Annotated in this window: 11 protein-coding genes and 2 riboswitches; of the genes, 6 read left to right on the top strand and 5 right to left on the bottom strand. The window is 42.5% G+C overall.

Annotated elements, in window-relative coordinates:
* The first annotated feature begins 154 nt into the window (after positions 1-154).
* Positions 155-1,507, top strand: coding sequence for a molecular chaperone (gene yegD, locus L4D09_RS21275; protein WP_428459535.1), 1,353 nt, complete (start codon positions 155-157; stop codon positions 1,505-1,507).
* 84 nt (positions 1,508-1,591) lie between these two features.
* Here the strand turns inward: yegD and L4D09_RS21280 are convergent, their stop codons facing one another.
* Positions 1,592-1,903: a high-potential iron-sulfur protein gene (locus L4D09_RS21280; protein WP_428459536.1), complete on the bottom strand. Its 312-nt coding sequence runs from the start codon at positions 1,901-1,903 to the stop codon at positions 1,592-1,594.
* A gap of 364 nt (positions 1,904-2,267) precedes the next feature.
* On the opposite strand from L4D09_RS21280, the gene L4D09_RS21285 reads away from it, so the two are divergent.
* From L4D09_RS21285 to L4D09_RS21295, 3 genes are all read left to right on the top strand, one after another.
* On the top strand, positions 2,268-2,924 hold the full coding sequence (locus L4D09_RS21285) for an HAD hydrolase-like protein (RefSeq protein WP_428459537.1): 657 nt from the start codon (positions 2,268-2,270) through the stop codon (positions 2,922-2,924).
* Positions 2,925-3,057: 133 nt separating this feature from the next.
* Positions 3,058-3,690 (top strand): hypothetical protein, encoded by a 633-nt coding sequence (locus L4D09_RS21290; RefSeq protein WP_428459538.1) that lies wholly within the window; start codon positions 3,058-3,060, stop codon positions 3,688-3,690.
* Positions 3,691-3,779: 89 nt separating this feature from the next.
* Positions 3,780-4,193 (top strand): nuclear transport factor 2 family protein, encoded by a 414-nt coding sequence (locus L4D09_RS21295; protein ID WP_428459539.1) that lies wholly within the window; start codon positions 3,780-3,782, stop codon positions 4,191-4,193.
* 85 nt (positions 4,194-4,278) lie between these two features.
* Here the strand turns inward: L4D09_RS21295 and L4D09_RS21300 are convergent, their stop codons facing one another.
* Together L4D09_RS21300 and L4D09_RS21305 are read right to left on the bottom strand one after the other, a co-directional pair.
* On the bottom strand, positions 4,279-5,658 hold the full coding sequence (locus tag L4D09_RS21300; protein WP_428459540.1) for an alanine/glycine:cation symporter family protein: 1,380 nt from the start codon (positions 5,656-5,658) through the stop codon (positions 4,279-4,281).
* A gap of 104 nt (positions 5,659-5,762) precedes the next feature.
* Positions 5,763-5,863: riboswitch (glycine riboswitch) on the bottom strand.
* A 33-nt stretch (positions 5,864-5,896) separates the two neighbouring features.
* Positions 5,897-6,026: riboswitch (glycine riboswitch) on the bottom strand.
* Between the two features lie 129 nt (positions 6,027-6,155).
* The gene (locus L4D09_RS21305; protein ID WP_428459541.1) at positions 6,156-7,466 is read right to left on the bottom strand and encodes a glycoside hydrolase family 18 protein; all 1,311 of its coding nucleotides are present in this window, start codon (positions 7,464-7,466) and stop codon (positions 6,156-6,158) included.
* A gap of 446 nt (positions 7,467-7,912) precedes the next feature.
* On the opposite strand from L4D09_RS21305, the gene L4D09_RS21310 reads away from it, so the two are divergent.
* Together L4D09_RS21310 and L4D09_RS21315 are read left to right on the top strand one after the other, a co-directional pair.
* Positions 7,913-8,620 (top strand): helix-turn-helix transcriptional regulator, encoded by a 708-nt coding sequence (locus tag L4D09_RS21310; RefSeq protein ID WP_428459542.1) that lies wholly within the window; start codon positions 7,913-7,915, stop codon positions 8,618-8,620.
* Between the two features lie 153 nt (positions 8,621-8,773).
* Entirely contained in the window at positions 8,774-9,934 is a 1,161-nt protein-coding gene (locus L4D09_RS21315; RefSeq protein ID WP_428459543.1) for a J domain-containing protein, read from the top strand.
* 148 nt (positions 9,935-10,082) lie between these two features.
* On the opposite strand, the gene L4D09_RS21320 is transcribed toward L4D09_RS21315, so the two are convergent.
* Both L4D09_RS21320 and L4D09_RS21325 read right to left on the bottom strand, forming a co-directional pair.
* On the bottom strand, positions 10,083-13,178 hold the full coding sequence (locus tag L4D09_RS21320; RefSeq protein ID WP_428459544.1) for an efflux RND transporter permease subunit: 3,096 nt from the start codon (positions 13,176-13,178) through the stop codon (positions 10,083-10,085).
* On the bottom strand, positions 13,175-14,305 hold the full coding sequence (locus L4D09_RS21325; RefSeq protein ID WP_428459545.1) for an efflux RND transporter periplasmic adaptor subunit: 1,131 nt from the start codon (positions 14,303-14,305) through the stop codon (positions 13,175-13,177). Before L4D09_RS21325 ends, L4D09_RS21320 begins: the two co-directional genes overlap by 4 nt.
* Between the last annotated feature and the right edge of the window lie 82 nt (positions 14,306-14,387).

Consider the following 14,387-nt stretch of genomic DNA (forward strand, 5'->3'; position numbering starts at 1 on the left):
CTATTATTGTGCTTAAAAATACTATTATGGATGAAAATCAATAGTAAGTCGTTCAATCAAATCAAATTTACATAAAAATACAATCAGACTGAAGAGATTGACGATTTTTTCAAATTCAGTATGATTGCCGACCTTTTTGCGTTCGGAGGAAACCATGTATATAGGATTTGATTATGGCACGGCAAACTGCTCAGTAGCCGCAATGATGCAGGGAAAGCCGCAGCAGCTTCAACTGGAAGGCGACAACAACTATATTCCTTCGACGTTATGTGCGCCAACACGTGAGGCCGTGAGTGAATATCTATATCGCTTTATGGATGTGAAACCCGCAGATTCTGTTGGCGAACAGGTTCTGCGCCGTGCAATGGCAAATAATCGTGAAGAAGATATACATGTAGAGCAGGGTGACTTGCTGTTTGGTCAAGCAGCATTAAATTTATACCTCGAAGACCCTGAAGAAGTGTATTACGTTAAATCACCTAAATCGTTTTTAGGGGCAAATGGTTTACGTGATGTGCAAATCAGCTTCTTTGAAGACCTTGTTTGCGCGATGATGACGAATATCAAAAACCAATCAGAATTATCACTTCAGCAATCAATTTCAAGCACGGTTATTGGACGCCCAGTTAACTTTCAAGGTACTGGCGGTGATAAAGCGAACCAGCAAGCCGAACGTATTCTCGAACAAGCCGCAAAGCGCGCTGGCTTTCAGCACATTGAATTTCAATTTGAGCCTGTCGCTGCGGGGTTAGAGTATGAAAGTACGTTAACGGAAGATAAAACGGTGCTAGTGGTTGATATCGGCGGGGGGACAACGGATTGCTCTATGATACAAATGGGCCCAACGTGGATGGGTAAAACCGATAGGCAAGCCAGCTTACTCGCGCATAGCGGATTACGGGTTGGCGGGAATGATCTCGATATTTATTTGGCGTTCAAACAGCTGATGCCATTGTTAGGGTTAGGCAGTAAAACCCAAAAAGGTATTGAGATGCCAATTAGTCAATTTTGGAACCCAATTGCTATCAACAATGTTGTTGCCCAAACGGATTTTTATGGTTCAAGTAATCAAGCTGCATTACAACAGTTACGCCGTGATGCTGCTGAACCTGAAAAATTGGCACATCTCATTCGCGTTTATCATGAAACCTTAGGCTATCAGCTGGTTAGAAAAGCGGAAGAATGTAAGATTTCACTGTCTGATATGCAGGAAACTAACGTTCACCTTGATTACTTATCTCAAAGCTTACAAGTCGACATCTCACAGCATGACATGGCCATGGCGATAGAAGCGCCAAAGGTTAAGATAAGCCAATTGGTCGATGAAGCCATCCAGCAAAGTGGTATAAAACCAGATGTTGTGTATATGACAGGGGGAACCGCTCGTTCACCAATATTGCGTGCTTGCATTGAACAACAGTTGCCGGGTATCCCGGTTGTGAGTGGCAGCTATTTTGGTTCGGTAACAGCAGGACTTGCTCGTTGGGCAGAGCATTGTTTTCGATAGATTGTCACTACACTCGCGAAATTTCTTTTTAAATAAAAGCCTGAGTAAATCAGGCTTTTATGTAAGTTAAACTCGTGAACTCAGTTACAGTTTCTTAACCCAAGCTGAGCACCAACCTTTTGCGTTTACCGCTTTGCCTGGGAATAGGGCACAAGGGCGCCATTCATCACCATCATTTCCTTGAATTAGTGCACAATTGCTACAGTGTTTTTCACTGTCAGGCGACTCGTGTACATACTTTAGCGCCTGTGCTTGCGGATCATCATCAGTAAGATGAGGGAGTTCACTCGCATGCACTGGTTTAACGAGAACTTTATTACCAACGGTAATACCAATCACGCCAGCAAGGCTGAGTTTAAGAAAATTTCGGCGACTAGAGTTAGAGTTCTTGCTCATAAAGGCTTCCTTTTGTTTTTCGACATATGCTTATTTTTTATTATCGATAATCACTTTAGCTGATTAATGCCTCAGTAGTTTAACTATCTGTTAAAAGCTCGGCAAGCGAATAGCAAAATTGTAACAAAGTGTCTTTATTTTACATGTTCAAGGTATAAGATTTCCGGTGAATAGTCACCATAGAGTAACCGCTGAAAACAAATTAAGTGACTGAGATATAAAGGGGTGATCTGAAACAAGGTTTTACAGACTCAAGCCAAATAGGGGTTGCAACATTTTCGTTACAAGAGCATGATCAAGCCAACATAACGGTGTTAAAGCCGGTTAGATGATTAACAATAAAATTGAATACAAAGAGAGAATGATGAATCTTTTTTTAATAGATATAGATGGTGCGCTGGTTGATTCTGAAAATACTGACTTACACTGCTATGTACACGCAGTACATGATGTATTGGGCATAGAGATGAACCCTGATTTAAGTTTGTATAGCAATCTTACTGATGCCGGTGTGCTTGATGAATTAATCGTAAAGCATAACGTGACGACAAGCCGCTCGTTAATTCACCGCAAGGTTGAAAGTCGCTATTTATCATTAATCAATGAAGCACTAAAGAATAACCCAGATGATGTTTGTATGGTTCAGGGGGCTCAAGATTTTATTTTAAAAATGAATGAGCGCAAAGATACCCACATTGCTATTGCAACAGGCGGGTGGGAGTCTGCGGCAAAATTAAAATTACGCGCGGCAGGGCTGGATGTTGAAAATGTGACGTTTACTTCGTCATCGGATGCAGTGAGCAGAACTGAAATCATGGCGTTAGCGGCATTCCGAGCAAAACAAGACTCGGGCTATACATTTGATCGTCGTGTTGTTTTTGGTCATGGCGAGCGTAATAAACATGCTTCTCAAGAGCTTGGCTATGACTATGTTGAAGTTGGGCTAGAAACTGAGCACCACACACATATTCCAAATTTGGCCCATTATAAAGCGGCATTTTCTCAGCTAGCATTACAATAAACACATATACCCAAGTAACTTTAAGTACTTGGGTATATGCCTGTGAGGGTTATTCCAAAACCAGAAACAAAAGTAGACGTTGAGAGGTGAATTCCGCTTATATATAGCTCTCTTGATTCAAAACGAGTTTTATATGACTGGTTTCCGTGCTAGTAAAGTTTCACAGCATGTATTTATAGCAACTTTTGTTTCTGCTGTTCTGCTTACACCGAATACATCTTCTGCCGCTCAGGAAGATGTACCTTATTGTCACCGCTATATGGATTTTAATTTTCCAGACTATATGGCGTTATGGAACTACGATGAGCCAGCACTAACTGCAACGACCTTTTTCGCAATGCTAAACATGGCATCAAATAGTGTAGATAAAACATTCTATAGTGAATTGCTAAGCCAAATAGCAAGAACTTTTGTTATGCGTGAGAGCTATGACGATGCCCGCCACTTCTTAGACCAAGCTGAGTTATACCTTGAGAATGCCGAACCAAGAGCTGAGGTTTATTATTTACGTGAGAAAGCAAGGTTATTTGCTGCCACAGACAAATCGCATGAGGTGGAAGAATTATTAATTCATTCATGGCAAATTGCGGATAAAGAAAAATACGATCAACTAGCAATAGAAACAGCCCTGGATTTAAGCGAGCTGGCAGGACTGTCACAGGTAGAAAAAGGCGGTTGGCGGGGAAAAGCACAGCTTCTTGCTGATATAACGATTGAGCCACGAGCACAAAAGTGGGTAACAGAAAACGCATACCGATTCTTGTAATAGGTAGGCTTAGACATTATTAACATATTTGAGAATAAGCCGGAACTGTGCTATTCCATAAGTACATGGAATGAAAAAGGCGGGCTCATATGGTTGATGAAAAAGCGTGGATTTTACATTGGTTCGATGATGTTTGGGCAAAAGCCAATAGTGAATACTTAACGCAATTAGCGGCTGAGCCGTTTAACTTTCATTTACCTGGCGGTAAAAGCTACACCTTGACTCACACTGACTATCTTAACTTCATCGCTATTTGGTGTCAGCGATTTCGAAATGTCGATTTTACGGTATTAGATATTATTCAGGATGGTAACAAAACAGTTGTACGTTATCAGTGTGATGCTGTTTATAGTGGTGGCTGGGCACGAATTCCCACTAAACGGCAACAAGTATTAATGACTGGTGTCGTTATTTTTCTGAAAAAAGAAGGGTTAATTACTGACTGTTGGCTTGAAGATAGTAGTTTTGATTTGTATCAACAGCTCACGCATTACTTGGATTAGTTATATAAAGCCATCTCAACGTTATTGAGATACTTATTTAAAAGAAACGGCACTGAAGTGCCGTTTTTATTGATAATTACAATGACTAAGAATATGACGCTGTTTGTGATTTTGCTGGTGGTGTTAATTGCTCAAAAAACTGTTTGGTTTCGCTAATTATCACATCACGTAGTAAGATCAGGCCAATAAGGTTTGGTATCGCCATTAAGCCATTTACGATGTCAGCAATTAGCCAGATCATGTCTAATTTCATGAAAGCACCTGCGGCAATCAATATCAGAAAGAAGACTTTATAGGGGCGTATTGCCTTTACACCGAATAGGTAAGTAATACAGCGCTCACCATAATAATTCCAACCAAGTATGGTTGTGAAAGCAAAAAACATTAAACCGATGGTAACCATAATTGGGCCAAGAGGACTACCATCAAGACCACTAGCAAAGGCATAACTTGTCATTGCAGCCCCTGCGTAGTCGGTCTGCCAAGCACCACTAACCACTAAAGTTAGGCCTGTCATGGTACAAATTATGATGGTATCAAAGAATGTACCCGTCATAGAAATGAGACCTTGCTGCACACAGGAATCTGTTTTCGCTGCTGCTGCGGCCATTGGTGCACTACCTAGCCCTGATTCGTTCGAGAATACGCCACGCGCAATGCCCGACTGGATCGCCAGCATAATACCGGCACCCAAGAAACCACCAGATGCTGCGTGGCCAGTGAATGCTGAACTGATGACAAGCTGAATGGCTTGAGGGATTGCTTCATATTGCGCGCCAAGCACCGTAATACACGCGATGATGTAAAACGCAGCCATTACCGGTACAACTTTACTTGCTACATTGGCTATCGATTTAACACCGCCCAATGTGACAATAGCGACAAGCAGTGTCAGTGCTACAACGGTAATTTCACGAGGTATTTCAAATGAAATATAGGCAGCATCCACAATCGCATTCGCTTGTGGAAATGTACCAATACCAAAACAGGCAACACCAAGAGCAAATAAAGCGAATAGCTTAGCGAGCCACTTTTGCCCTGTACCTTTTTCAAGGTAATACATTGGTCCGCCAATCATCTGACCATGTGCGTCGGTTTCGCGGTATTTAACGGCCAGTAGACACTCGGCATATTTCGTCGCCATGCCAAAAAAAGCCGCAAGCCACATCCAAAATAGTGCGCCAGGCCCACCCATTTTAATCGCAGTGGCTACGCCAACGATATTACCCGTACCTATCGTTGCCGAAAGGGCGGTACAAAGTGCAGCGAAACTAGACACATCACCTTTGGCTTTGGTGTTTTTGTCACCTTTAAACACATAGCTTAAAGCCAGTGGAAGATGGCGAATTTGTATAACACCAAGGCGAGCTGTGAGGTAGATACCAGTACCAACCAAAAGCAATAAAAGGGGAGGCCCCCAAACGAGGTTATCTATAGCTTGTAATAAATTATATAGTGGGTTCATTTTCTCTTTACCTTTAAACATCAAAGGAAGAGATAAAGAACAACAGAAATACCGTTGTATGGTGTTACAGAATAGTTGTATATGACACTTTCTGAGCTGTTGAACTTATCTCCTCTGTCCTTTTGCCTGAGAGTTTCACCTATCACGATGTAATAGGTTTGCTCCTTCGGCGTCCGATTAAACGGATCTCTCCAGAGGCTCCTCCAACAACAGTCCATACCTTGCTAGTCGTATCGTAATAATACGAAAAGTAAGGTGCCTGAAAGATTTACTCTCCATGGTTTGATGGTATCAAACGGGATAGAAAGCTTACTTCTTCGGCGGGCTCAATACGTATTAGTATTTTGCCACTCTCCTGCTGTCTTCATCGGAACTCAAATTTTCGAAAGCAATACTAAATGATAAAAATGAGATTGTCTTCATAAAAATATGCTAAATAGCAGATTTCATAGTACAAAATATATACTTACGTGCTAGAAGGTTGGTGATGTGGCTGTTTATTGTTCGTTTTTTAGTAGCCCTTCATGCATTGCGTCAAGCATTTGGTGTTGATGATCGGCGGTGGCTTCCCATGCAAACATTCCTCCTAATGTGTTTTCTCTAACAAATACAGCTTTCGCTTTCAATGAACGTGGGTCTTCAAAAGAGATGTATTCTTGTTTCTCTGGGTTATAGAGAACTGCAGCTTCTGATTTTTCATCATAAAAATACTGATAACCCAATTTTTTTCGGCTGAGAAAGTGGCGTGCTATATCACTGTAATTAAAAATGCCAGACGCACCATCTGAACCTTTAGAACTTGCCCCCGTTGTGCTTAGCCCTTCAAGCTTTGTTGATGAAAAACCTTCGATATCTTTCCAAATACGACCATAAAACGGTGTCCCGATAACAAGTTTATGGCTAGCGATACCTTGGTTTAATAGCGACTTGACTTGAGCCACGACAGAATTGCCATCCGGTGTGGTAGGTGTCGTATAGAGGTTAGAATGGTGTCCCGCAACCTTGCTCCAGTCACCTAAGAAATCAAATGTCATTATGTACAGGTAATCAAGTAAAGGTGAAACGTGTTGCCAGTCGATTGAACCGTCATGCTTTGGAGAGGCACTGATGGCGGCAGACAATTCGTATTGTTGTTGGTTTTTAGCTTCAAGGTCACTAAGTTGTTTTCTAACAGCACTTAATAAATCTGTATACCCTTGCTTTTCGAGTTCGCGATTATTGAGCCCAAGTCCAGATAGACCATGTCCGCCGGGGTACTCCCAGTCAATTTGTATGCCTTTAAAGAAAGGATAGGATTCGAGTAATTCACGTATACTGTTTGCAAAATTAGAACGATACTCAGGGCTAAGCACAACAGTATGGAATGGCTCAGAAAGCGTCCACCCACCAATACTGGGTAAAATAACTAAGTCAGGATATTGCTCAGATAAATACTTCAGTTGACCAAAATTGCCTTTATAGCTGACGGCTGAAGAGGTTTCTCCCTTCAGCTTTGCTTGAATTGCGGCGTATTCATCTAATAATACGACGGTTCCAATTGGCTTGTCGCGGCACTGCTTTGCAAGTAATTTTTGGATATTGACAGGTGATGACTCTGCAGGGCCACAAACGGCAAGAAAAGCGTAAATGAGGTGAGTGAGTTTATCTGCGGCTAATTTGCTTGGGGTAAGTTTATGTTTGTTATAAATTTTCCAGTCAGGATAATAAGCGGCAATGATTGGAGTATGGGGTGATGTTGTCGCTTGGCTTGCTGGGAGTGATAAGATACTCCAACTGAGTACCAATAGAACAAAAATCCTTTTCTTCATTTCTTCCCTTATAGTATTTTTCCGTACCTGACTGCAAACTTAAGATAATTATGTACAGTTGAAAATAAACATATTGAAGTATCTTGGTCATAAATCAAGCATATTTCACCTTTCAATAAAAGCAGGAAACTGATAGAACATTTAGCGATAAAGGATGAATTTTTTATTCACTTTTTCTCATTTTAGGCTGCTTAATGATGCTAACGGGTACTACTAACCAATTGATGTGGTAGCTATAGCAGAAAATATCGTGATTGAAACTTAAATTTGCAACATCTAAGGTGTACTGGATTTTTTGAGCTTTATAGGCATTAATTATTAGTGAGTCGTCATTTTTTTGACGAAAAATAATAACGATAAAGTGATTAGATGTGTAATTAAAACAGGGAGTGTTCTTCACGCATACATCAGTATGTTTTCATTGCACAATTAGTAAGGTGACTGTTGTGATTTGGGTTAGTTGTAGCCATTACGATAAAATAGCAGAGGCGAAGGAAAACCTAAAGTTGTCACATGATGTGGTGGACGTATCGCCTTTTGAATTACTTTCAACGATGACTGGCCAGGAGTTGATCTTTCTAGAAGTTGTAGACTCTACTTCTAATGGCTTCGATCTGCTTCAATCGGTCAAAAGTCGTTTCCCACAAACAAAAGTCGTGGTGGTATATCATCGCTTAGATGCGGAATTAGCATTGAATGTTCTGCGGGCAGGGGGAGAGGATGTCATTGAAGCCAGTGCAACAAAGCAAGACATTGATGCGTGCTTCAGCCGTCTACATACTCATAGCGTATCACCAGAGCCTGTACAAGGTTTTGAGCAGCGTGAATTATCGATAAGGCCTGCATTGAAGATTATTGATGAAAATATAAGCGCACCCTTACGAGAAGAAGATCTCGCGAATGCCTGCCATTATTCACCAACCTATTTTTCACGTCTTTTCCATAGTGTGATGGGGGTTACCCTTAAACAATATATTATTAAAAAGCGGTTAGATTTGGCGTGTGGACTCTTAAGCTCTGATCGAGAGAAGATCTCGCAGATCGCTCACTCAACAGGTTTCAAGGATGTGTCATACTTTTCTCGTGTATTTAAGAAACATATGGGGTGCTCTCCTGGTGAATTTAGGATGAGGAAACACAATCTAAATGCCTGATTAAAAGTTGAAATGGTTTAATCCATAACGAGCCTATATAATAGCGTGATTATAAGTCTTACTTAAAATAGTAAGATAAAAGACGCTATATATATATCAATGTATATAGTTAATGCATTGGCGTAAGAATAAGGCTGAAATAGTTAACTGGGTATGACCTCTTTTCATGAAATTCTTGGTACAGATAATAATTCCACACCTGCAGAAATAAAACGTTGCTACAAACAGCTTTCTAGTCGATGCCACCCAGATAAAGGTGGTTCCAAAACATTGATGCAAATGGTATCGCAAGCCTACGAAAAAGTGGTCGCTGGTAATGGGGACGAGGAGGCGATAAGAACCGTTTACCTTAAAAGCCGCCCTCTCAATAATGCAGCGAACAATGAATGGAAAGCAAAATACCAAAAAATAGAAATAGCCCATAACGCGTTGAGGCATGAATATCATTCTTTAGATAAGCGTTTGAAAGAAGCGCTGCGTAAACTCGAAACAAACAGCAAGACGCAGCCAGACGATGAAGATCGTATAAAAGCAGCGCTTGAAGACGATATTAAAATGCTAAAGCGTGAAAACCTACGTTTACAAAGACAGCTAGAAAGTGCTCGTTGGGAAGCGAACGATAAGGCGCGTGCTGTTGCCCCATCAAAATCAAAATCTGCATCCTCTTTGGCTTCATCATCATTAGCGCCTATATCGAACACACTTAAAGCTCAGATCCATTCACTTGGTGCAAAGAATTATCGTAAATGGTGTCTAGGTTTATTTATACCTGTGTTAATAATAGCTTTAGTCTATAGCTATGGCCCTCTGGCATGGCAAAGTGTTTCAGTGCTATTCTCGCCAGAAGTTTCGACAAATGAACCTGTTATGCGGATTCAGGAAGTATCAGCTAATAATGACCAGTTGGATAATAATAAAAAGCAGCAACCACTACCCGAACAGATATTAGAGCCACCAAAACCCTTGCCGCAAATAAAGCTGGTTGCTGATGTTGGGGTTTGGGCTCTGAACTATTATGACAACACACAACAGCCGTATATCAGTGTGCGTAGCGAAAGAGGGTCTTACATTGTTAAGAACTGTCAAAGCGACTTTCAGTATTACCGTAATGCGAATGTACGCTCACGTAGAATGGCAGCTAACTTGATTTTCGATAAGCACGAGAGGCAGTTTGATGTTTATAACATTCCGTATGGCAATGGTTCTTTCGCCGCAAATTGGGCGGCGAGTAAAAGTTTGCTGATCAACAAAGAATACTTTCCAAATGAAAACTTCTCGCGTTCATACAGTGAATTGCAAACGCACTGTTTATAAGGGTTTAGCTATCTAGTGCTGGTATAGCCTTATACTGGCATAATATAAAAAGCGAGGTGATTTATATCACCTCGCTTTTTTAGTTATCGCTTCTTAGTGTATTGCTTGGTAAGCGCTTGTTATGCTTGCTTTTTGTGCGTGCAGGCAGTTACTGAGCAAGCGTTAAGGGTGTAGATACACTTAACGGTTTGTATTTCACGGCTAGGCGGAATGCCGCCGGTACAAAGTAGAAAGAAATTAACGTTGTTAATAAAGTACCGCCGGCTATTGCGACCGCAAACGGTGGCCAGAACCCGCCGCCTGCCAATATTAGCGGCATGAAGCCACCAATGGTGGTGATAGTCGTAGAGGTTATGTGGCGAGTACAGCTCATGACTGCTTCCAAAATCGCATCTGTATCACCACGGCACGCCGCTGGGTTTGATTTGAGCTCGGCCAAAATTACAATGGCTGCATTGATCGCTAAACCAACAAGGCCGAGTAAGCCGATGATGACGGTAAAACCAAATGGGTAGTTGAAGACCCATACCGACAGTAGCCCTAGACCAGAAGCAAGAAACCCTACCGAAAAGATGATTTGGCTTAAGCGGAATGAGTTGAATGAAATGACAACAACCAAGACCAATAAAGCGATCACCATGGTGAGGTTTGCCATTAAATTACCGACAGATTCATCGCGCTCTGCTGACTCTCCACCAAACTCAATGGTGTAGCCATTAGGCAGTGTTTGCTGGTATGCCGCGAGATTGTGTTGGAAATGGTCAAGGGCGGTTTGAGGTAATACACCTGCACGTAAATAACCTTCAATAACGTTCACTCGTTGCCCATTACGGCGAGGTATTGCCCCTCGACTTGGGGTTAACTCTAAATCAGCTAAAGCAAACACCGGCAAGCCAACTAAGCTTGGGTCAGATTGAACAGGTAAAGGTAAACTACTGAGGTGAGACATATTTTCGCGACTGGTATCATCAACCCTAACTCGAACTGGAATCGATTCACTTGCTTCAATAATGTTACCGCTCAGCCTCCCTGTAAATGACGCTTGCAAAACATCTGCAAAGCCACTTAATGACAGCCCGCTGAGTTGGCTAGCTTCTTCATTGACGTTCACCCAAATCTTTGGCGTGCCGGGCTGAAGTGTTTCACGGGTGTGTGTAACATTTGGGGTTTCGGCCATAATTAAACGAATGTCTTCACCGATAGATTTTAATCTATCTAGATTCGGGCCATATAACCTAACCTCTAACGGTGCATTAAACGGCGGGCCTTGTTCAAGTTTCCTTACCAGAATTTGTGCTTGCGGCAATGTATCGTCAAACACCTTTTGCAGTTCGGGGATCAAGCGGTTAGCGGCTGAAAAATCAGTGACCTTTACCATAGCTTGAGCGAAGAAAGGGGAGCCATTTTGACCGCCCACCATGTTGTAATAGAAAGAGGGATAGTTTGCACCTGCTACCCAACTAACAAGTTCTACCTCTTCATAGTTCGCCATGATTTGGTCGATTTCTTGGGTCGTATATGTCGTCGCATAAATACTGGCTTGAGGAGGCAGATAAACCTGTATTTCAAACATATCACGGTCTGATGGTGGAAAGAATTGCTCGGTTAATTGGCCGGCTCCCCAAAAACCGGTAAAAGGTAAAATACAAACTATTGCAGCGGTTATCAGCGGGTGTTTTAACGCTTGTTTTATTGACCCTCTGAATACTCGGCTTAGTGCTGGTGTTGTGATCCCTGTGTGATACCAGCGCATACGTAACTGGCTCGATGGTAACCAGCGAGAAGCAAACCCTGCAACAATCGTGTGAGAAATTAGGTATGAGCCAAGAAGCGAAAAGCATACTGTCACGGCAATCGCACCAACAAATTCACCTGATGGGCCTGGCATAAGGATAATTGGCGCAAAAGCCAATACGGTCGTTAAGGTCGAGCCAAGTAAGGGGACCCAAAGGTGTTTTACAGCCCGAATCGCAGACTCAATTTTTTCGGTGCCTTTCTGACGATGGTATTGAATGGTATCGACCATCACAATGGCATTATCGACCATGATCCCTAATGCCACGATAAGTCCTGTTACCGACATTTGATTGATCGGTAACCCCGTGAACTTCATCATCGTGAGTGTTAATAAACTGGTTAGAGGTAAAGATAGGGCAACGATGATGGCGGATCGAATGCCGAGTGTGAGCAGCAAAACAACCAAAATGATAGAAAAGCCCATAAGTAGACTGCTGTTCAACTCACTTAAACGCTTTTCTGTATAGCTTTGTTGCTCGAAGATGATATCGACACTGACATTGCTCGGTACTTCATGTTGGTAGTTATCGAGTAATGTTTTAACGCGATTCGTCCACTGGTCGACACGAAGCGAAGGTTGCATCCGGCTAGCGACGATGATTGTCGGTTTCCCGTCAACAAAAGCTAATTCAGCGGCTGGAGATGCAGCGGCACGTTCAACCTTTGCAATGTCTTCGATTCGAATAAGGTAGCCATTGTCATCGATGGTGACGGGGACACGGCGAACACGATCAAGTGAATCGAGAGAATCTGACACTTCTAAGGAAAATCGATTACTGGCATTAACTAATTCTCCTGCCGAGTTTTTGGCATCAGCTTGCCCGATAGCTTGCGATAAAGAAATAGCGGAACGCCCTAATGCACTGGCTGCGCTAGGATCCAAGGTGACAAGTATTTCTTCATCTGGCAGGCCGTAAACATCGACAAACTCTGTTCCACTTAATACGCGAAGACGATTGCTTAATTCTATGGCATAGCGACGTAAAGTGAGTAAATCAGGTTGGGTGTCGCCTTGCCATGTTAAGGCGGTTAGCATGGTAAATGCGTAACCGTGGTCATCATCTAAGTCAGGTGTACTGGTGCCTTGTGGTAACAAAGGAGTAACGTCAGACAGCTTATCTCTTGCACGAGACCATACTGGTTCTGAGTTAATCACTTCATCTTTCAGCTCAATTCTAATTACTGAAATACCAGGGCGGGAATTAGACGAAAGACGCTTAACTTCGTCAAGTTGGCGTAGGTGGGTCTCTATCTTTTCCGTAACAAGCGCTTCTACACGTTCAGCCGTCGCACCTGGAAAATGGGTGATTACACTGGCATGGCGGTTGTGAATAACCGGATCTTCAGCTCGTGGTAACGTTGTAATGGCAGATAAGCCTGCGACAATAAGCAGGCCAACCGCAAGTATGAGCAGTCGAGTATTATTAATGATGTACTTTATGTTCATAACGCTGCCTCATTGTGATTATTACTTAGAGGCAGTGGGAGCTTTTTTATGGGTAATACAGTTTGTCCTGGCACCAAACGGTGTAGACCGTCAGCGACAATTTTTTCACCGGGCTCGATTGCACCGTCAACAAACGCAAAGTCATTATTGGCATGTAGTACCTGAATAGAACGCCGCTCAACTTTCAGTTCGTTATTTATTTCTTTAAGAGCAAAGACATTCCAGACGCCACGAATACCGTCGGTCATGGATGACAATGGGATCCAATAGCCAGACTGTTGATGTTTATCGTTATAGTGTAAATAGGCGAGTTCGCCATCTATAACATTCGCATTTTCAGGTAAGCTAAAGCGCAGTTTGACGGTTCGGCTACCGACATCAACTCGCGCACCAGGGTTTAGCAAGGTGACGGGGTAACTGTTTTCCCCAACTCTTAATTGCCACTGAGTCTGCTCAACGAGCTTTGTTAATTGTTTGGCGGGTACACCAATATGTGCTTCTTTGCTGGTGGTTGCGAGCAGGGTTAAGGTTGGAGCACCGACATTAATTACATCACCCTTTGAGATAAATCGAGCACTGATCATGCCATCGTATGGCGCATAAATTGTGGACTTTTCTTGCTGTAACTGATTTGCGGCAAGCGATGCTGCGAGCTGGCGATAATTGGCTCGAAGGGCATTACGCTGACTGTTTAAGCTGTCAATTTCAGATTCTGCACTAAACCCTTTTTTCTTTAATGCTTGCTGGCGCTTCAAGTTAGCTTCAATAAGATCGAGCTGAGCGGTTACTTGCGATTGTTGAGCACGAAGCTCATCGGCTTGGGTTTGTAATAGGTCAGTATCAAGTTTAAGTAATGGCTCACCAGCTTTCACACTGTCACCGACATCAACCAGCAAACGAGAAATTTTGCCACCAAGTTCTGCGCCAAGGTTCGCCTGCTGTCCCGCTTGGATCATACCGACATAATCACGCTCAACGGTGTAGTAAGCGGAAGGTGCCAATGTATGAGCATTGACTTTCAAAAGCTGCTGCGTATCTGCTTGCTGCTCAGCATCGCTATTAGAGCTGTTGCATCCTGAGAGTAAGGCTAGGGTAATAAGTAGACTGGCCGTTGTAATCCTTCGCATGGTGTGTCGCCTTGTTATATTTATTTCAAACTAGACTGTCTAGTCCATATGTATAAAAAATAACCCAATCAAACTAGACTGT

This window comes from Photobacterium makurazakiensis (genome assembly GCF_050336715.1).
GTDB classification, from domain to species: domain Bacteria; phylum Pseudomonadota; class Gammaproteobacteria; order Enterobacterales; family Vibrionaceae; genus Photobacterium; species Photobacterium makurazakiensis.

Bases quoted from the DNA above. Each gene is read 5' to 3' on its own strand.
- L4D09_RS21295 (WP_428459539.1), top strand. From the start codon at position 3,780: ATGGTTGATGAAAAAGCGTGGATTTTACATTGGTTCGATGATGTTTGG.
- yegD (WP_428459535.1), top strand. From the start codon at position 155: ATGTATATAGGATTTGATTATGGCACGGCAAACTGCTCAGTAGCCGCA.
- L4D09_RS21320 (WP_428459544.1), bottom strand. From the start codon at position 13,178: ATGAACATAAAGTACATCATTAATAATACTCGACTGCTCATACTTGCG.
- L4D09_RS21285 (WP_428459537.1), top strand. From the start codon at position 2,268: ATGAATCTTTTTTTAATAGATATAGATGGTGCGCTGGTTGATTCTGAA.
- L4D09_RS21300 (WP_428459540.1), bottom strand. From the start codon at position 5,658: ATGAACCCACTATATAATTTATTACAAGCTATAGATAACCTCGTTTGG.
- L4D09_RS21290 (WP_428459538.1), top strand. From the start codon at position 3,058: ATGACTGGTTTCCGTGCTAGTAAAGTTTCACAGCATGTATTTATAGCA.
- L4D09_RS21280 (WP_428459536.1), bottom strand. From the start codon at position 1,903: ATGAGCAAGAACTCTAACTCTAGTCGCCGAAATTTTCTTAAACTCAGC.
- L4D09_RS21315 (WP_428459543.1), top strand. From the start codon at position 8,774: ATGACCTCTTTTCATGAAATTCTTGGTACAGATAATAATTCCACACCT.
- L4D09_RS21305 (WP_428459541.1), bottom strand. From the start codon at position 7,466: ATGAAGAAAAGGATTTTTGTTCTATTGGTACTCAGTTGGAGTATCTTA.
- L4D09_RS21325 (WP_428459545.1), bottom strand. From the start codon at position 14,305: ATGCGAAGGATTACAACGGCCAGTCTACTTATTACCCTAGCCTTACTC.